18 protein-coding genes are annotated in these 18252 nt (G+C 71.5%); 4 read left to right on the top strand and 14 right to left on the bottom strand.

Annotated features, from left to right (window positions below; translation table 11 throughout):
- Positions 1 to 12 precede the first annotated feature (12 nt).
- The 6 genes from ABZ783_RS05910 to mqnC form a co-directional block, all read right to left on the bottom strand.
- Positions 13 to 378, bottom strand: coding sequence for an NADH-quinone oxidoreductase subunit A (locus ABZ783_RS05910; RefSeq protein ID WP_073834101.1), 366 nt, complete (start codon positions 376 to 378; stop codon positions 13 to 15).
- A gap of 133 nt (positions 379 to 511) precedes the next feature.
- Complete coding sequence (locus ABZ783_RS05905) at positions 512 to 1786, bottom strand: geranylgeranyl reductase family protein (RefSeq protein WP_357434728.1); 1275 nt, start codon at positions 1784 to 1786, stop codon at positions 512 to 514.
- 134 nt (positions 1787 to 1920) lie between these two features.
- Positions 1921 to 2139 carry a hypothetical protein gene (locus ABZ783_RS05900; RefSeq protein ID WP_073834102.1) on the bottom strand — a complete coding sequence of 73 codons (219 nt, stop codon included), beginning with the start codon at positions 2137 to 2139 and terminating at the stop codon, positions 1921 to 1923.
- Positions 2140 to 2229: 90 nt separating this feature from the next.
- On the bottom strand, positions 2230 to 2940 hold the full coding sequence (locus tag ABZ783_RS05895) for a demethylmenaquinone methyltransferase (protein WP_357434727.1): 711 nt from the start codon (positions 2938 to 2940) through the stop codon (positions 2230 to 2232).
- Between the two features lie 163 nt (positions 2941 to 3103).
- Positions 3104 to 4321, bottom strand: coding sequence for a cell wall anchor protein (locus tag ABZ783_RS05890; RefSeq protein WP_357434726.1), 1218 nt, complete (start codon positions 4319 to 4321; stop codon positions 3104 to 3106).
- A gap of 297 nt (positions 4322 to 4618) precedes the next feature.
- Entirely contained in the window at positions 4619 to 5809 is a 1191-nt protein-coding gene (gene mqnC / locus ABZ783_RS05885; protein ID WP_357434725.1) for a cyclic dehypoxanthinyl futalosine synthase, read from the bottom strand.
- Positions 5810 to 5943: 134 nt separating this feature from the next.
- Between mqnC and ABZ783_RS05880 the strand changes: the two genes are divergently transcribed.
- Positions 5944 to 6624, top strand: a complete 681-nt coding sequence (locus ABZ783_RS05880) for a hypothetical protein (protein WP_357434724.1) — start codon at positions 5944 to 5946, stop codon at positions 6622 to 6624.
- Between the two features lie 78 nt (positions 6625 to 6702).
- Here ABZ783_RS05880 and paaE read toward each other — a convergent pair whose 3' ends face one another.
- From paaE to paaA, 5 genes are all read right to left on the bottom strand, one after another.
- A complete protein-coding gene (gene paaE, locus ABZ783_RS05875; protein ID WP_357434723.1) occupies positions 6703 to 7839 on the bottom strand; it encodes a 1,2-phenylacetyl-CoA epoxidase subunit PaaE in 1137 nt (378 codons plus the stop codon).
- Positions 7836 to 8312, bottom strand: coding sequence for a 1,2-phenylacetyl-CoA epoxidase subunit PaaD (gene paaD, locus ABZ783_RS05870; protein ID WP_357434722.1), 477 nt, complete (start codon positions 8310 to 8312; stop codon positions 7836 to 7838). The genes paaE and paaD overlap by 4 nt, the downstream gene beginning before the upstream one ends.
- A gap of 55 nt (positions 8313 to 8367) precedes the next feature.
- Positions 8368 to 9093: a 1,2-phenylacetyl-CoA epoxidase subunit PaaC gene (gene paaC / locus ABZ783_RS05865; protein WP_357434721.1), complete on the bottom strand. Its 726-nt coding sequence runs from the start codon at positions 9091 to 9093 to the stop codon at positions 8368 to 8370.
- 67 nt (positions 9094 to 9160) lie between these two features.
- Positions 9161 to 9448, bottom strand: a complete 288-nt coding sequence (gene paaB / locus ABZ783_RS05860; protein WP_357434720.1) for a 1,2-phenylacetyl-CoA epoxidase subunit PaaB — start codon at positions 9446 to 9448, stop codon at positions 9161 to 9163.
- A gap of 76 nt (positions 9449 to 9524) precedes the next feature.
- Positions 9525 to 10595: a 1,2-phenylacetyl-CoA epoxidase subunit PaaA gene (gene paaA, locus ABZ783_RS05855; RefSeq protein WP_357434719.1), complete on the bottom strand. Its 1071-nt coding sequence runs from the start codon at positions 10593 to 10595 to the stop codon at positions 9525 to 9527.
- Positions 10596 to 10963: 368 nt separating this feature from the next.
- On the opposite strand from paaA, the gene ABZ783_RS05850 reads away from it, so the two are divergent.
- Entirely contained in the window at positions 10964 to 11917 is a 954-nt protein-coding gene (locus ABZ783_RS05850) for a hypothetical protein (protein WP_357434718.1), read from the top strand.
- Positions 11917 to 12861 (top strand): hypothetical protein, encoded by a 945-nt coding sequence (locus ABZ783_RS05845; protein WP_357434717.1) that lies wholly within the window; start codon positions 11917 to 11919, stop codon positions 12859 to 12861. The genes ABZ783_RS05850 and ABZ783_RS05845 overlap by 1 nt, the downstream gene beginning before the upstream one ends.
- A gap of 72 nt (positions 12862 to 12933) precedes the next feature.
- Here ABZ783_RS05845 and ABZ783_RS05840 read toward each other — a convergent pair whose 3' ends face one another.
- Genes ABZ783_RS05840 through ABZ783_RS05830 form a run of 3 tightly spaced genes read right to left on the bottom strand, consistent with a single transcriptional unit; the run spans position 12934 to position 15810 of the window.
- Positions 12934 to 13785, bottom strand: a complete 852-nt coding sequence (locus tag ABZ783_RS05840) for a menaquinone biosynthesis protein (protein ID WP_073834117.1) — start codon at positions 13783 to 13785, stop codon at positions 12934 to 12936.
- Positions 13786 to 13818: 33 nt separating this feature from the next.
- A complete protein-coding gene (locus ABZ783_RS05835; protein WP_357434716.1) occupies positions 13819 to 15186 on the bottom strand; it encodes an MFS transporter in 1368 nt (455 codons plus the stop codon).
- Between the two features lie 42 nt (positions 15187 to 15228).
- On the bottom strand, positions 15229 to 15810 hold the full coding sequence (locus tag ABZ783_RS05830) for a winged helix-turn-helix domain-containing protein (RefSeq protein WP_357434715.1): 582 nt from the start codon (positions 15808 to 15810) through the stop codon (positions 15229 to 15231).
- A 183-nt stretch (positions 15811 to 15993) separates the two neighbouring features.
- On the opposite strand from ABZ783_RS05830, the gene ABZ783_RS05825 reads away from it, so the two are divergent.
- Positions 15994 to 18201, top strand: coding sequence for an AAA family ATPase (locus ABZ783_RS05825; RefSeq protein WP_357434714.1), 2208 nt, complete (start codon positions 15994 to 15996; stop codon positions 18199 to 18201).
- Positions 18202 to 18252 lie beyond the last annotated feature (51 nt).

Genomic DNA, 18252 nt, shown 5'->3' with positions numbered 1-18252 from the left:
GCCGTACCTCCCTCAGTCCCAGTCCAGGCCGCCGCGCCGCCAGACATAGGCGTAGGCGACGAAGACCGCGACGATGAACAGGACCATCTCCACGAAGCCGAAGATCGGCAGGGCGTCGAAGGAGACCGCCCAGGGGTAGAGGAAGATGATCTCGATGTCGAAGACGATGAAGAGCATCGCCGTCAGGTAGAACTTGATCGGGAACCGGCCGCCGCCGACGGGCTGCGGGCTCGGCTCGATACCGCACTCGTACGCCTCGAGCTTGGCCTTGTTCAGACGCCGGGGGCCGGCGAATCGGGCGGCGGCCACGGAGAACAGCGCGAACCCCGCGGCGAGGGCGAACAGCCCGATGATGGGTGCGTAAGGAGAGAGCGTCATCGTTGTCTCCTGCTCGTCCTTCCCTGACCTCGGTGGTTGGCAAAAATCACACTATTCACGTCCCTCGTGACCTCGGCCGGCGGGGGTCGATCTTTGTCGGCGCCCGCGGCCTCATCGGCCGCCGGCGCCGTTGTCAGACTGCCGGCGCCACCCGCGTCATCGCGTTGATGACCCGGTCCATCGCGTCCCCGCCGCGCGGGTCGGTCAGGTTGGCCAGCAGCTTGAGCACGAAGCGCATCAGCATCGGGTGCGGCATGCCGTGCTTGGTGGCCAGCCGCATGATCTCCGGCCGGCCGATGAGCTTCACGAAGATCCCGCCGAGCCGGTAGTAGCCGCCGAAGCGGGTCTTCAGCTCCTGCGGGTACGCCATCAGCGCCCGTTCCCGCTCGGCACCGGCCGGCCGGGCGAGCGCCTGCACCGCCACCTCGGCGGCCAGCTCGCCGGACTCCATCGCGTACGCGATGCCCTCGCCGTTGAACGGGTTGACCATGCCGCCGGAGTCGCCGACCAGCATCGCCCCGCGGGTGTAGTGCGGCACCCGGTTGAAGCCCATCGGCAGCGCGGCGCCGAGAATCGGCCCCTCGGCGTTCGCCTCGTCGGTCATCCCCCAGTCCTCCGGGGTGTTGGCCAGCCAGTCGGTGAGCAGCCGCCGGTAGTTGGTCTTGCCGAACGCGGCGGAGGAGTTGAGCACGCCCAGGCCGACGTTGACCCGACCGTCACCGAGGCCGAAGATCCAGCCGTAGCCGGGCAGCAGCGCGTCGTTGCCCTTGGCCCGCAGCTCCAGCCACGACTCGAGGTAGTCGTCGTCGTGCTTGGCGGGCGAGCGGTAGTAGCGGCGGACCGCCACGCCGATCGGCCGGTCCTCCCGCTTGGCCAGCCCGAGGGCGAGCGGGAAGCGGCCGGAGACGCCGTCCGCGGCGACCACCAGCGGGGCGTGGAAGGTGGCCGGCTCCTTGTCCGGGCCCACCTCGGCCTGCACGCCGATCACCCGGTCGTCGGCGTCGAGCACCGGGCCGGCCACGTTCACGCTGGTCCGTAGCTTCGCCCCGGCGGCGACGGCCCGCTGGGCGAGCAGGTCGTCGAAGTCGAGCCGGGTCCGGACCAGGCCGTAGTTGGGGAAGCTGGCCAGGTCCGGCCAGTCCAGTTCCAGGCGTACCCCGCCGCCGATCACCCGCAGGCCCTTGTTGTGCAGCCAGCCGGCCTCGGGCGAGGTGTCCACGCCCATCCGGATCAGCTGCCGCACGGCCCGGGGGGTGAGCCCGTCGCCGCAGACCTTCTCCCGGGGAAACTCGGTCTTCTCCAGCAGCAGCACGCGTACGCCGTGCCGCGCCAGGTGGTACGCCGTCGCCGATCCTCCGGGACCGGCGCCCACGACGATCACGTCGGCGTCGTTCTCCACCGCGGTCATCTGCGCCTCCTCCCGCATGCTCGTGAAATGGTTCACAAGCCGATCGGGTTGGAGTCTATGACCGGGGTTACACCTGGAGGTGGTGAGGGGTACCTAACTTCGCGGAAACGGGCCGGTAGGAGTCCATTTCGACGTTACGGGCGGGCGGAAGTGGCCGGCCCGAGGCCGGCGTCGAGGCGGATCGCCTCCGGCAGGTGCTCGCGCAGCGCGCCGCCGGCCGCCCGGTCGAGAGCGGCCAGCACCTCCGCGACCACCTGACGGACGTCGGCGGGATCCGCACCGGCCAGCTCCTTGAGCTGGGCGATGAGTTCCGCGGCGTCATCGTCCGTGGCCACCTGCTCGGGTCCCGTCATGGGCCGAGCCTACGAAACTAAGTAGACCAAAAACGGATATTCACGAAATAGGGTGGTTTGCCCTGCCGCTGGCGACGGGCCGGCCCGTTGTCAGTCCCGGACCGCACGGTGCAGGGCGACGACGCCGCCGGTGAGGTTGCGCCAGGCCACCCGGCTCCACCCCGCCGCGCCGATCCGCGCGGCCAGCGCCGCCTGATCCGGCCAGGCCCGGATGGACTCGGCGAGGTAGACGTACGCGTCGGGGTTGCTGGAGACCGCCCGCGCCACCGCGGGCAGCGACCGCATCAGGTACGACAGGTAGACCGTGCGGAACGCCGGATTGACCGGCCTGCTGAACTCGCAGACCACCAGCCGGCCGCCCGGCCTGGTGACCCGGGCCAGCTCGCGCAACGCCGCGTCGGTGTCGTTGACGTTGCGCAACGCGAAGGAGATGGTGACCGCGTCGAAGCTGGCGTCGGCGAAGGGCAGCCGCAGGGCGTCCCCGGCCAGCAGCGGCACCGCCGGTCGGGTGCGCTTGCCGGCGTGCAGCATGCCCAGCGACAGGTCGGCGCCCACCGCGTACGCGCCGGAGTGGGACAGCTCCTCGGTCGAGACGCCGGTTCCCGCGCCCACGTCGAGCACCCGCTCGCCCGCGCTCAGCCCGAGCGCCTCGCGGGTGGCCCGCCGCCAGAACCGGTCCTGCCCGAAGGAGAGGACGGTGTTGGTCAGGTCGTAGCGGGCCGCCACGCCGTCGAACATCGCGGCGACCTCGTGCGGCTGCTTGTCCAGGTTGGCGCGCTGGCCCTGCGGGGTACGGCTCACCCCTCCACTCTGCCAGCTGGGCCGCGGGCCGCCCCCGACGGGTGCCACCCCGGACCCGTTGAGGGCGGGATGGTGCGAAGACAGTGGGGCGGGATGGTGAACCATCCCGCCCCACTGCCGTGCGTTATGTGAACGACCCTCGCGGGCCGATGGAGGACGACCGTCAGGCGGTCGGCTTCTCGTCGCCCGGGGTCACCAGAACCACCCGGCGCCGACGGGCAACCAGGAACATCGCGCCACCCGCGAGCAGCACAGCCGCGCCGATACCGCCGATCAGGCCGGCCTTCGCACCGGTCACCGGCAGGCCACCCTCGTCGCCGCCGCCCACGCCACCGCCGGCGCCGCCCTTGGCGGCGACGATGACAGCGTAGCCGTCGCTGTTGTCGCTGGCGTCGACATCCTTGGCCTGCATGCCCTCGACGTTCTTCGGCAGCTGCTTGACGGGCTTCGCGCGGGTGATGGACGGCACGGCGGCGCCGACCGGCTCGACCGACACGAGGCCGCCGGTCAGGGCACCCGGCTTCACATCGGACCCGACGTTGAACAGGTGGTAGAAGCCGTAAGCCGAGTACAGGTTGTCGTCCTCGCCGGTGTCCTGGTCCTGCGGGATCAGGCCGAAGTCCGCGTAGGTGCAGGTGAAGGTGGACTTGTCGGCGGAGTACTCGCAGTCCTGCTCGGTCTCGGCCGGGGTCACGCCCTTGGGCAGCTTCACGGTGATCTTGAGGCCCGCGGTCGCCTGGTCACCCTGGTTGGCGACGAAGTACGTCAGCGCGGACTGACCGCCCGGGTGCAGGCCACCCGAGTAGACCGGGTTGCCGTCGACGATCTTGGCGGCCTGCTTGACGTCGTCGGCGATGACCGCGAGGTCCGGGCCACTCTCGTCGGAGAGCTCGAGCGTGGCGGACGCGCTGTTGTTCTCCGCGTTGGTGTCGTCCTTCGAGATCAGCTTGAACGACAGCGGCGCCTGGTAGGTGCCCTCGACCTCGAACTTGAAGATCACGAGGGGCAGATCGGTCGTCTCGCCCGGGCCGGGCAGGCCCGCCCCGGTCGCGTGGCAGGTGAACGCCGTCGGCTTCTCGTCGGTGCCTTCGACGTCGCAGCCGTCCTCGACGAGCGGCACGGCGATGACCTTGCTGAAGTCCACCTTGGAGACGTCGACCCGGACGGCCAACTCGCTCGGGGTGTTCGTGCCGAGGTTGGTGACCTTGGCGAAGGCGATCTTGCCCTCGGCGTTGGCCGCGACACGCGTGCCCGCGACCTTCAGCTCAAGGTCGGTCTCGGTGCCGGCGGCGTGGGCGGGCGCGCCGAAGGCGGTGATCGCCCCGGAGGCGAGCAACGTGGCAGCGCCGAGCCGCACCAGCGGCCGGTTACGGAAGATCATGAAATCAATCCCCCCGCGGGATCGGTGAATGAACGGGGACGAGCGGGCACGTTAGCGGCCCGCGATCACCCCCGCCACCCCCCACGCCGAACCTTCACCACCTGCAGGGCTAAGAGTCGCTTAAGGATTGCCCGAATTGATGGCACTTGACACCGACGGTCCCGGACGAGCCTCCGTAGAACGGCTGACAGGAAAGGCCCATCGACAGCCAACCATTGGCCGTTCGGCCGACGCCGGTCAGGCCGGACGCGGTCACCGACGGTGCCCAGGCGGGCGCGACCGGTGGACGGGACGGGCTCAGTTGACCTCGACGAGCGGCAACGACTTCCCGGCCCCGCCACCCGGCAGGGCGATCGAGGAGAAGTGCGAGACCACCCGGTCGTCGCTCGGGTCGTCGGCCGGCGTCCAGTGCACCGCGAGCCGCTGGTAGAGGGTGTCCCGCTGCGCGGGGATCCGGTCGGCGCAGCGGATCATGCCGATCAGCTCGTGCAGGTTGGACCGGTGCCGGGCACCGGCCGAGGAGATGACGTTCTCCTCCAGCATGATCGAGCCGAGGTCGTCCACCCCCATGTGCAGGGCGAGCTGCCCGACGTCCTTGCCGGTGGTCAGCCAGGACGCCTGCAGGTGCGGCACCGTCTCGAAGAAGAGCCGGGCCACCGCGATCAGCCGCAGGTATTCCATCGTGGTCGCCTGGGTGCGGCCCTTGAGGTGGTTGTTCTCCGGCTGGTAGGTCCACGGGATGAACGCCCGGAAACCGCCGGTGCGGTCCTGCACGTCGCGGATCATCCGCAGGTGCTCGATCCGCTCGGCGTTGGTCTCGCCGGTGCCCATCATCATGGTCGCGGTCGACTCGAGGCCCTGCCGGTGCGCCAGCTCCATGACCTCCAGCCAGCGCGCGCCCGACTCCTTGAGCGGGGCGATTGCCTTGCGCGGGCGGTCCGGCAACATCTCGGCGCCGGCGCCCGCGATGGAGTCCAGCCCGGCCGTCTTGATCCGGGCGATGGCCTCGTCCAGGCTCACCCCGGAGACCTTGGCCATGTGCAGGATCTCGCTCGGGCCGATCGAGTGGATGGCGAGCTGCGGGTACACCCGCTTGACCGCGGAGAAGAGCTCCTCGTAGTACTCCACGCCGTAGTCCGGGTGGTGGCCGCCCTGGAGCATGACCTGGGTGGCGCCCAACTCGACCGCCTCGCCGCAGCGGCGCAGGATCTCCTCGGTGGGGTGGGTCCACCCCTCCTTGTGCTTCGGTGCCCGGTAGAACGCGCAGAACTTGCACGCCGTCACGCAGACGTTCGTGTAGTTGATGTTGCGGTCGATCAGGTACGTGACGACGTTGTCCGGGTAGCGCCGCCGGCGCACCGCGTCCGCCGCCTCGCCGAGCGGGTGGAAGGGCGCCTCGGTGTAGAGCAGCAGGGCCTCCTCGGGCGTGATCCGCCCGCCGTCCGCGCCGCGCTGCAGGATGTCGTCGATCTCCCGGCTCACCGTCACGCCTCTGAGCCTACGCCCGCTTGACGCCACGCCTTGTCGGGGTGTTCCGCCATGTGACGTGCCCGGCGGGACAACGAAGCAGTTGGTCGTCGCCTATCGTGCGGTGGTTCTCAGGCCTCTCTCAAGGAAGAGTCGTGACCGCACCATTCCCGCACCAACCTCAGGTTCCGCCCGCCCCGCAGCCGGCGGCCGCGCCCAGCGTCGCTCCCCTCACCTGTCGCTTCTGTGGATCGATTCCGGCGATCAAGGCGACGCTGCACGGGCATCAGGGCTTCCTCATCTTCATGCGTGTCCTCACCCAGCACGGCCCGTTCTGCAGGGCGTGCGGCATCGCCACCTGTCGCGACATGAGCGCGAAGACCCTCTGGCAAGGCTGGTGGGGCTTCCTCTCCATGATCATCACCCCACTCGTCCTGATCGGGAACCTCATCACCCGGGTCCGGCTCGGCCGCCTGGGCGAGCCGGTGCCCGGCGCGCCGGGCGTACCGGCGGTGCCGGGCAAGCCCGTGTTGCAGCGGGCCGCGGCGTTCGGCCTCGTCGTACCCGTGGTCATCGCCTTCGCTCTCGGCTGGGCCATCTCCAGTGACCCGGCCTACGCCGAAGTCGGCGCCTGCGTCAGCGCCGAGGGCACGAGCACGAACCCGGATGTCACCGTCGTCGACTGCGGCGACCCGGCCGCCGCGTACGTCATCCTCGGCAAGGTCGAGGACACCACCGACGATGCGAAGTGCGAGCAGTTCCCCAGCACGGTCGCGAGCTACACCGAAGAACAGAACTCGCGCAAGCTCCTGCTGTGCCTCGGCCAGAACGGGTGACAGTTCCTTTCGCTGGCCTCTGCCCGCTGCGTGCCGGTCCCGGATCACGGACGGACCGGCACGCGGCGTGGCGTGGCGTCAGGCGTCGTAGTCGACGGTGAGCTTGTCGGTCACCGGGCTGGACTGGCAGGTGAGGACGTAGCCGGCCGCCACCTCGTCGGGCTCCAACGCGTAGTTGCGGGCCATGGTCACCTCGCCCTCGACCACCTTGGCCTTGCAGGTCGAGCAGACCCCGCCCTTACAGGCGTACGGCAGCTCGCCGCGGACCTTCAGCGCCGCGTCCAGCACCCGCTCGTCCCGACCCATGGTGAACCGCGACGAGCGCCCGTCCAGCACGATCGTCACCTCGGCGCCGGCGCCGGGCTCGTCGGTCAGGCGGCGGACCGGCTCCGGCGGAGCGTCGACGTGGAACAGCTCGGTGTGCACCGCCGAATCCGGCAGACCGCGGGCAGCCAGCACCGCCTTGGCGTCCACCACCATCCCGTACGGGCCGCAGAGGAACCACTCGTCGATGGCGTCGCCGGGGACGATCGTGTCGAGCAGCCGAGTGAGCCGGTCGGCGTCGATCCGCCCGGACAGCAGCGGCGACTCCCCCAGCTCCCGGGAGAGCACGTGCACCAGATGCAGCCGGGTGGGCCACCGGTCCTTCAGGTCGGCCAACTCCTCGGCGAACATCACCGAGTTCGCCGTGCGGTTGCCGTACACCAGGGTGAAGGTGCTGGCCGGCTCGACGGCCAGCGCGGTCGCGACCAGCGAGAGCACCGGGGTGATGCCCGAGCCGGCCACCACCGCGCCGTACCGGCGGACCCGGTCCGGCGCGAACGCCGTGGTGAAGTGCCCGAGTGGGGGCAGCACCTCGACGGTGTCGCCGCCGCGCAGGGCGCCGCAGGCGTACGCGGAGAAGGCGCCGCCGGGAATCTCCCGCACCCCGATCCGCAGCCGGCCGTGCCGCGCCAACTCCGCCGGCGTCGAGCAGATCGAGTACGACCGCCGCACCTCCTCCCCGCCCTCCCCGGCCGAGCCGGTGAGCCCGCCACCGGCGGGAAGCCGGACGGTGAGGTGCTGACCGGCGGAGAACGCGAACGTCTCCCGCAGCTCCTCGGGTACGGCGAAGGTGATCGCCACGGCGTCGGCGGTGAGCCGGTCGACGGCGGCGACGGGGAGCGGGTGGAAGACCGGCCGGCGACGGACCGGTCGGGTGATCGTGACAGTCACAGCGCCTTCAGGTGGTCGAAGGGTTCGGAGCAGGAGCGGCAGCGCCAGAGGGCCTTGCACGCGGTGGAACCGAAGCGGCTGACCTGCTCGGTCTCCGGGGAGCCGCAGCGCGGGCAGCGTACGGCGAGGGTCAGCGGCACGACGGTGCCGGCGCGGGCCGGCGCGGGCGGGGCGATGCCGGCGGCGGCCAGCTTGGCGCGGCCGCTCGCCGAGATCCAGTCGGTGCTCCACGCCGGGGCGTACACGGTGCGGATCTCGGCGTCGGGGTGGCCGGCGGCGGCGAGCGCCCGGCGGATGTCCGCCCGGATCACGTCCATCGCCGGGCAGCCGGTGTAGGTGGGGGTGATGGTGACGACGAGCCGGCCGGTGGCCTTGTCCTCGTCGACCGACCGCAGGATGCCCAGCTCGTCGATGGTGACGACCCGGATCTCCGGGTCCACCACCGCCGCCACGGCCGCCCTGGGGTCACTCACCGGTGCCACCTTTCGTTCGCGACTGCGGGGCTCCGCTCCGCTGCACTCCTCGCGCTCACCACTTCGCCCCGGGATGGGCGCGGTGCAGCACCTGCATCTCGGCCAGCAGGTACGAGAGGTGTTCGGTGTGGACGCCGTCCCGGCCACCGCCCGGGGCCCAGCCGTCCGCCGGGCGGGTCAGCGTCGCCTCGGCCAGCACGGCGCAGACGTGGGCGTCGAAGTCGGCCCGCAGGGTGGCCGGGTCGACCGGCGCCCCGGGGTCCGCCGTGAAGAGCTCGTGGACGTACGGCCACACCTGGTCGACCGCGGCCTGCATCCGGCGGTGCGACTCCTCGGTGCCGTCGCCGAGCCGCCGCACCCAGAGCGAGGCGTGGTCCAGGTGGTACGCGGACTCCTTGCGGGCCTTCGCGCCGATCGCGGCCAGCCGCTCGTCGCCGCACCCGGCCAGCGCGGTGTAGAGCGGGAGCTGGTACGCGGCCAGGAAGAACAGCTTCGCCATGGTGACCGCGAAGTCGCCGTTGGGCAGCTCGACCAGGAGGCAGTTGCGAAACTCCCGGTCGCCGCGAAGGTAGGCCAGGGCGTCCTCGTCCCGCCCCGCGCCCTCGAGCTCGCCCGCGTACGTGAGCAGGAGGCGGGCCGCACCGAGCTGGTCGAGGGCGATGTTCGCCAGCGCGACGTCCTCCTCCATCTCCGGCGCGCGGGAGGTCCACTCGCCGAGCCGCTGCGCCGCGATCAGCGCGTCGTCGCCGAGGGCGAGGGCGAAGTCGAATGGGGCGCTCACGCCGCCACCTCGCTTCGCTCGGCGGCGGCGCTTCGCACCACGCTGCTGAGCCGAATGGTTCGCTCGCTCACAGGTGGGCCACCCCGTCCGGCACCTGGTAGAAGGTCGGATGGCGGTAGACCTTGTCGGCGGCCGGGTCGAAGAAGGCATCCTTCTCGTCCGGGCTGGACGCGGTGATCGCGCTCGCCGGCACCACCCAGATGGAGACGCCCTCCTGCCGGCGGGTGTAGAGGTCCCGCGCGTTGCGCAGGGCCAGCTCCGCATCGGGGGCGTGCAGGCTGCCCACGTGGGTGTGCGACAGCCCGCGCCGGGCCCGCACGAACACCTCCCAGAGCGGGGTCTGTTCCTTGCTCATGCCGCCACCTCGCTCCGCTCGGCGCCGGCATGAGGCACTTCCGCGCTGTGCTGATGACTCGCTCGCTGACGCTCGCTCATGCCGCCACCTTCTCCTTCTGCGTCTCCGCCCGCTTGGCGGCGTACGCCGCGGCGGCCTCGCGTACCCAGGCGCCCTCCTCGTGGGCGCCGCGCCGGTGCGCCATCCGCTGCCGGTTGCACGGACCGTCGCCCTTGATCACCCGCATCAGCTCGTCGTAGTCGGGCTGGCTGAAGTCGTACGCCTGCCGCTCCTCGTTCCACCGCAGGTCGGGGTCGGGGAGGGTGAGCCCGAGGATCTCCGCCTGCTGCACGCACATGTCGACGAAGCGCTGGCGCAGCTCGTCGTTGGAGAAGCGCTTGATCTTCCAGGCCATCGACTGCGCGCTGTGCGTCGAGTCACCGTCGGGCGGGCCGAACATCGCCAGGGACGGATACCACCAGCGGTCCACCGCGTCCTGGGCCATCGCCTTCTGCTCCGGCGTGCCGTGGGCCAGGGTGTGCAGGATCTCGTACCCCTGGCGCTGGTGAAACGACTCCTCCTTGCAGACCCGGATCATCGCTCGCGCGTACGGACCGTAGGAGCAGCGGCACAGCGGCACCTGGTTGACGATCGCCGCGCCGTCCACCAGCCAGCCGATCGCACCCACGTCGGCCCAGGTCAGCGTCGGGTAGTTGAAGATCGAGCTGTACTTCTGCCGGCCCTCGATCAGCAGCTCCACCAGCTCGTCCCGGCTCACGCCCAGCGTCTCGGCCGCCGCGTAGAGGTAGAGGCCGTGGCCGGCCTCGTCCTGCACCTTGGCCAGCAGGATCGCCTTGCGCTTGAGCGAGGGGGCGCGACTGATCCAGTTGCCCTCCGGCTGCATGCCGATGATCTCGGAGTGCGCGTGCTGGGCGATCTGCCGGATCAGCGACTTCCGGTACGCCTCCGGCATCCAGTCCCGCGGCTCGATCTTCTGATCGGCGTCGATCACGTCCGCGAAGTACGCCTCAAGGTCCTCGTCGGGCGCCGGACCGCCGCGTCGGGCCCGCGCCGCGGCCTCCCGCAGCGCTACCTCCGCCGCCTCCACCTCGCCGAGCAGGCCGCCGCCCGGACCCTCCTCGGGCGGGGCGAAGTCGTTGCCATACATGAGGCCAGTGTTACAGCTCGCGACCGATGACACCAGAGGGTGTAACAGGTTTCCGGACACACCTTCCGTCACCCGATGACCGCTTACGGTCAGTGGCGCCGATCTGCCACCGCGCTGTGATGTCGGCCACGTCCAGAAGGTGAATCCTCGCAAGCACGGCACAACGGCGAATTACCCCGCCTTCACGGCGAGTTGCCACCACACGAGTTCTGGCATCGGGCCTGTCCGGAAGTAGACTTCCCCCGGCACACCGATCGGCTGCTGACGATCGCCACCGGCTCCAGGCCACTCCCCCGGCCCCGGCGATCAGGCCGAACACATTCGGAAAAGCCGGTCCCCCCGGCCAGACATCTGGAGTTCACCCACTCATGCGACATCGCGTGATCATGGTGCTCGCCATCGTGACGGTCCTCCTCGGTGGCGTCATGCTGGTGCCCGCCGCGTACGCCCGCCTCAGTGGCGGCGACGCCATCGCCAGCCTCGGCGGCATCGGTGGCGGCGAAAAGGTCCCCGCGCCCGAGCCCACCGCGCCAGCCCTGCCGACCCTGGCCGCCGCACCGGTCTCGGTGAACTTCACGGGCGAGTTCTTCTCCTGGGCGCTGATGGACCGCAAGACCGGGGAGATCAGCGGCGCGAAGAACATGACCGAGACGAACTCGACCGAGTCGATGATCAAGGCGTGGATCGTCTCGGACTATCTGCGCCAGCTCGGCAACAAGCCGCTGACCACGCAGCGGAAGCAACAGGTTGTCACCGCCATCCGGGACAGCAACGACGTGGCCGCCGAAGCGCTGTACAACGCCGGAGGACGGCGGCCGGTGCTGGAGCGGCTGATCAAGATGTGCAAGCTGACCGACACGACGATCGAGCCCACCCGGGCGAAGTGGGCGTACACCCAGATGTCGCCGCGCGACGCGGTGCGGATGGGCGACTGCATCGGTGACGGCACCGCCGCCGGAAAGAAGTGGACCAAGTTCGTCCTCGGCGAGATGACGAAGGTCCGCGGTGGCGTCGAGGACCAGAAGAGCACGACCGTTCAGGGTGGTCGCTGGGGCATCATCGACGGCCTGCCCGACTCGATCACGTCCCAGCATCCGGTCAGCATCAAGAACGGCTTCACCATGCTCTGGGCCGACGTCCAGTGGCACGTCAACTGCCTCGCTATCACCGACGACTGGACCCTCACCGTGATGATGCGCTACCCGCAGAAGGCCGGCCTGGAGTACGGCGCGAAGGTCTGCGCCAGTGTCGCCACCCAGCTGGTGACCCCGCAGCCCGGCGCCGCCCTGAAGGTGCCGCAGCAGCCGCTCGGGAAGCTCTGATGGCCGGCACCCGCCGCCGCCCGGGCAGCAATCATCGCCCGCTGGCCCTCGCCGCCGTCGCCGTCATCCTGGTCGGCCTGTCGCTCGTGGCGCTCCGGCTGGTGCCCGGCTCGCCGCTGCGCCCCGCCGTCGCCTCGCAGCCGGCCGCGGCGGGCGGCCGGTCCGCGGGTACGCCGACCGATCGCAACACCCGTCCCGCCCCGTCTGCCTCGCCCTCACCCTCCCCGTCCCTCGAGCCGCTGCCGTTCGCCGCGCAGGACCTCGACGACCTCGGGATCAAGGGCTGGTACGCGTGGAGTGTCCTGGACAAGCGGACCGGGAAAATCATCGGTTCGGAGAACATGGCCGAGACCAGCACCACCGCCTCGATGATCAAGTCGTGGATCGTGGCCGACTACCTGCGGCGGGCGGCCGAGAACGGGCAGACCCCGAGCGACGCGAAGCTGGCCGACGCCACGAAGATCATCCGGGACAGCGACAACACCCGCGCCGAGCAGTTCTACAACAGCGTCGGCCGGTCCGCCTCGATCAAACGCCTGATCTCGATGTGCGGGCTGACCGACAGCAAGGTCGCCAGTGACGGCGGCTGGAGCCGGACCAAACTGTCCCCACGGGACACCGCCCGGCTCGGTCTGTGCATCGACGACAGCCGGGCGGCCGGACCGAAGTGGACCAAGTGGCTGCTCAACGAGATGCGGCTGGTCCGTGGTGCCGGCGACTTCGGCATCCGCAAGGCGTTCCCCGCCAAGGTGCAGAAGACCATCGCCATCAAGAACGGCTGGATCGACCGGACCAAGGAGCAGGAGATGCACATCAACTGCCTGGCCATCGGCGACACCTGGACGATGGGCGTGATGGTCCGCTACCCGATCGGCATGGGCTACGACTACGGCATGAAGAACTGCGAGAAGATCACCGAGGCGTTGCTCCGCCCGGCCACGTAACCGCCCGTTCCTCAGCTCGCCGACGTGGCGGTGTCCCGGCTCCGGGGAGACCGCCACATCGCCGTTTCGGCGTCAGCCAAGGAAGAACTCCGGCCCGCCGGCCGGGAGGGCGGGGGCCTCACCCATCGCGGCCGCCCGGCGGGCGAACTCACGCAGCCCGGTCACCTGCCGCTCGCCCAGTGAGAAATCGAGGGTACGGAAGTAGGTGGCCAGGGTCGCCGCGTCGAACGGCTCCCAGCGGGCCGCCGCCTCGGCCACCTGATCCAGCTCGGCCAGGCAGAGGTCGCGCGAGCGCAGAAACGCCTCGTGCACCTCCTTCACCACGCCGGGGTGGGCGGCGGCGAAGTCGCGGCGGACCGCCCAGACGGCGAACACCATCGGCAGCCCGGTCCACTCCCGCCAGGCCTGCCCGAGGTCGGTCACCTGGAGGCCCTTGCGGGGCGCCTCGTAGAGCGCGCGCAGCGCCACGTCGCCGATCAGCACACCGGCGTCGGCCTCCAGGAGCATCTGGGTCAGCTCCGGCGGGCAGCGGAAGTACTCCGGACGTACGCCGTACCGCTCGGCGAGCAGCAGCTGGGCCAGGAGCACCCCGGTACGGGAGGTCGAGCCGAGCGCGACGCGGGCACCGTCCAGCTCGGCGAGGGGCTTGGTGGAGACCACGTTCACCGAGAGCACCGGGCCGTCGCTGCCGACCGCCAGATCCGGCAGGAGCAGCAGCTCGTCGGCGTGCCGCAGGTACTCCACGTGCGAGATCGGCCCGATGTCGAGGTCACCGGCGACCAGTGCGGCGTTCAGCCGGTCCGGCGAGTCCTTGTGCAGGTCGACGTCGATCAGCGCGCCGGACCGCATCAGCCCCCAGTAGATCGGCAGGCAGTTGAGGAACTGGATGTGTCCCACCCGGGGGCGGGCGATGCGGTCGGCCATGACCCGACGTTATCGCCGCGCCGCCTCGCCGGCTCACGGGGAGGGCAGTTGAGTGGCCAACTCCGCACCGGCGGCCACCTGCCGCGCCCCGGACGCCGCCGGACCGACCGGTCCGCCTTCGGCCACGCCGCCGGGCCGGAGCGCCGGTGCTTCGGCAGGCCCGGCCGGGGGTACGCCGACCGGCGCCCGCACGGCCCGGACGGCCCGGGTGACCGAGGGCACGACCAGCGCGATCACCAGCAGCCCGGCGACACCGCAACCGGCGACCAGGGACCGGGGCGTGGCCGCCTCGAGCAGGAGACCGCCGAGCAGGAAGCCGACCATGGAGGCACCCTGGACGGACCCGCCGAGCGCGGCGTACGCCCGGCCGCGGCTCGCCTCGGGCACCCGCCGGGCCAGCAGCACGTTGTCGAAGACGTTCGCCCCGCCGTTGCCCACTCCACCGAGCAGCCAGACCGGCACCAGCAGCAGTGCGGAGGGCACCGCAGCGGAGAGCAGGATCATCAGGCAGCATCCGGCGAGCAGGACGAGGTATCCGACGAGCAGCCGGCGGTCGTCGACCAACCGCCGGGCCAGCCGGGCGAAGAGCCATGCCCCGACCAGGATGCCGAGCGTCCACGAGCCGGTGACCAGGCCGTACATGGTGGTGGAGCTGTGCAGGGTCTCGCGGATGAAGAAGACCTCGACCACGTTGATCGCCCCGACGGCGGCGATCACGCCGGCGATGGTGACGATCATCGCGACCAGCATCGGGTCGCCGCGCAGCCGCCAGGCGACCGCGGGCGCGGCGGACGTGCCGGGTGCCGTCGCCGGGTCCGATCGCCGGCTGCCACCCCGGCGGGTCCGGATGAGCAGCGCGGCCGCCACGAGCGCGAGGTAGCTGGCGGCGTCGAGGAGCAGCGGCAGCCGGGTGCCGAAGCCGCCCACCAGCACTCCGGCCAGGGCCGGGCCGGCCAGCGCGCCGAGCGTCCCGGCGGTCTGGTTCAGCGCGGCGGCCCGGGGCAGGTCCTCGGCCCGGACCATGGCCGGCACCAGCGCGGAGAGCACCGGCTGGGTGACCGCGAGGCCGGACGCGAGCAGCGCCACCAGCGCGATGACCAGGGCCGGGTGACTGGCGTAGGCGAGGGCGACACAGGCGGTGGCCTGGCCGAGCCCGGCGACCACCAGCAGCAGCCTGCTGTCCACCCGGTCCGCGAGCCGGCCGGTCAGCGGAGCGAGCGCCGCCAGCGGCGCGGTGGCGGCGAGCATCAGCCCGGACACCGCGAGCCCGCCCGCGCCGGCGGACTGGAGCGCCAGGGCCAGGGCGGTGGCGGCGAGGAAGTCGCCGCAGGTGGAGACGGCGCGGGAGCCGGTGACCAGCCAGACGTCGGACCAGCGCGAACGGCCAGATGCGAAGGACATATTTCGAAAATAATCCTTCACAATTGGTCGACGCAACCCCCGTCAGTCGAGGGGCAACGCCCGGTACTGCACGGCGACGCTTCGGGATCCGGCGGGCGGGTTGGCCCGCAGCCGCCGCCGGTACGGCTCGATCAACTTCTGGATCGCGTTGTTGAGTCCGGTCAGCTCCTCGGCGGTGAGCTGCAGCAGGCTGTCGCTGAACCAGGCCGCCTCGTACCACTCGCGCGGCTCGTCAGGGGCGCGCTGGATCCAGTCCCGGACGCGCTGGCTGTCCCGAGCCATGTGGGCCTCCACCAGGGCCGCCTCGGCGGCGCGGGCCTCCGAGTCGGCGTCCGGGCCCGATTCGATGTAGTACGAAGGGCTGAACGCCTGCCAGACCCGCTCCCGGGCGTCACCACGGCTGGGGGCTTCCTCGATCAGCCCGTACTTCGCCAGCTCCCGCAGGTGGTAACTGGTCGCGCTCGGGGAGAGGCCGGCGATCTGGGCGCACTCGGTGGCGGTCGCACCGCCCTCCACCGTGCTGAGATGTTCCATGATCGCCATACGGGCGGGGTGGGCGAGGGCCCGCATCACCTGCGGGTCGCTGATCGTCACCCGGCGCTGTTCGGGGCGCTCCTCGGTCATGCCCCCATGATCCCGCGCCGGGCACGACCCGACGAAATTCAGTTGCCCGCCACCCCGGTCGGAGTAAGCTGCTCTGTCCCGCCCGACGGCCGAGGTGAGTAGCACCGCAGCGGACGTCCCCGCGCCGACCCGTGGTCGGAAACGCGAGCGGCAGCGTTTTTCCCCGTGACGAGGAGTACGTGGATGACCCTGCACGCCCCCGAACAGACCCTGGACCTCGAACTCGCCGCCGAACGCGCCCACCTGGAGACCTCCCGGGCGGCACTACGCCGGATGCGGGAGCGGGCAGAGGCACTCTTCGCCACCGGCGACAAGGTCGCCGGTGACGCCTACACCGCCGAGCAGTTGGGCCGCCACATGGCCCGGCGGGTCAAGGAACTGGCCGACGACCCCACCACGCCCCTCTTCTTCGGCCGGCTCGACTTCGGCGGGACGGCCGACAGCCGGCACAGCGGCGGAACCGCCGACAGCCGGCACAGCGGCGACGCCGAGCCCGACGACATCGTCGGGGTGTACCACGTCGGGCGCCGGCACGTGACCGACGACCTCGGCGAGCCGCTGGTGCTGGACTGGCGAGCCCCGGTCTCCCGGTCGTTCTACCGGGCCAGCGCCCGTGACCCACAGGGGGTCGCCGTCCGACGCCGCTTCGGGTTCAGCTCCGGCCTGCTGACCAGCTTCGAGGACGAGCACCTGGACCGGGGGGAGGAACTGGGCACGGCCAGCCGGATCCTCACCGCCGAGATCGAGCGTCCCCGCGTCGGCCCGATGCGGGACATCGTCGCCACCATCCAGCCCGAGCAGGACGAACTGGTCCGGGCCGACCTGGCCGACTCGATCTGCGTGCAGGGCGCGCCCGGCACCGGAAAGACGGCGGTCGGGCTGCACCGCGCCGCGTACCTGCTCTACCTGCACCGGGAACGGCTACGCCGGTCCGGAGTGCTGATCGTCGGGCCCAACCGGGCGTTCCTGTCGTACATCGCCGCGGTGCTGCCGGCGCTCGGCGAGGTCGAGGTCGAGCAGGCCACGGTGGAGGACCTGGTCGCCCGGGTGCCGGTACGCGCGGTCGACGATCCCGCCGTCGCCACCGTCAAGCACGACGCCCGGATGGCCGAGGTGCTCCGCCGCGCGGTCGACGCCCACATCGGTACGCCCACCGAGCCGATCATGGTGTCGGACGGCTCGTTCCGCTGGCGGATCGGCCTCGACCCGCTGCACCGGGTGGTCGAGGAGACCCGCCGGGAGGGGCTGCCGTACGCGACCGGCCGGGAGCGCGTCCGGGCCCGGGTGGTGGGGCTGCTGCAACGCCAGGCCGAGGCCCGCCGGGCGGAGTCACCCAGCGACGCCTGGCTGCGCCGGATGGGCAAGGCCCAGCCGGTCACCGCCTTCCTCGACGCGGTCTGGCCGGCGCTCACCCCGGACGGGCTGCTGCACCGGCTCTGGTCCGACGCCGAATTCCTCGCCACGGCGGCCGACGGCCTACTCGACGCCGACGAGCAGGCCCTGCTGCTCGGGCACGCAGGCCCCGGCGGGCGACCGGACCCGGCAGACGCCGAAACAGGAGATGCCGGCGCGGGCGGGCCGCAGCGCGCAGGCACCGACCGGCGGCGCGGCTCGGCGGCCACCGGGACAAAGCTGGGCCGTACCCCGAAGGCGACGAAGTGGACGGCCGCCGACGCGGTCCTGATCGACGAGGCGGCCGGGCTGATCGAACGGCCGGCCGGCTTCGGGCACGTGGTGGTCGACGAGGCGCAGGACCTGTCCCCGATGCAGTGCCGGGCCATCGCCCGGCGCAGCGAGCACGGCTCGATCACCCTGCTCGGCGACCTGGCCCAGGGCACCGCGCCCTGGGCCGCCACGGACTGGCGGGAGTCCCTGACCCACCTGGGCAAGCCGGACGCCACCGTGGTGCCGCTCAGCGTCGGCTTCCGGGTGCCGGCGGCGGTCGTCGCGTTCGCCAACCGGCTGCTGCCGGCGCTCGCGGTCGACGTACCCGCGGCCGAGTCGCTGCGCCGCGACGGGACGCTGGACGTGCGTACGGTCGAGGACCTGACAGCGGCGACGGTGGCCGAGGTGCACGCGGCGCTCGGGCACGACGGTTCGGTCGGCGTGATCGCCGCCGACGACGCGGTGGACCGGCTCCGCGCGGCGCTCTCCGGCGCGGGCGTCGAGACCGCGACCGCCGACGACGTGGAGACCGCAGCGCGCGTCACCGTGGTCCCGGCGACCCTGGTCAAGGGCCTGGAGTACGACCACGTCGTGGTGGTCGAGCCGGCCGCGATCGTGGCGGCCGAGCCGCGGGGCCTGCACCGCCTCTACGTGGTGCTGACCCGGGCGGTGTCTCGGCTGGCGGTGCTGCACCACGACCCACTGCCCGCTCCCCTGGCCGGCTGACGGCGGCTGGGCCCGTCGCCGACCGCAAGCAAGAGCACCTGTATCCGGGAT

Source organism: Micromonospora sp. NPDC047738, from assembly GCF_040642675.1.
In the GTDB taxonomy this organism is placed as follows: domain Bacteria; phylum Actinomycetota; class Actinomycetes; order Mycobacteriales; family Micromonosporaceae; genus Micromonospora.
Note: the sequence above shows the minus strand (reverse complement) of the source record. Positions and strands in the feature narration are given on the sequence as shown.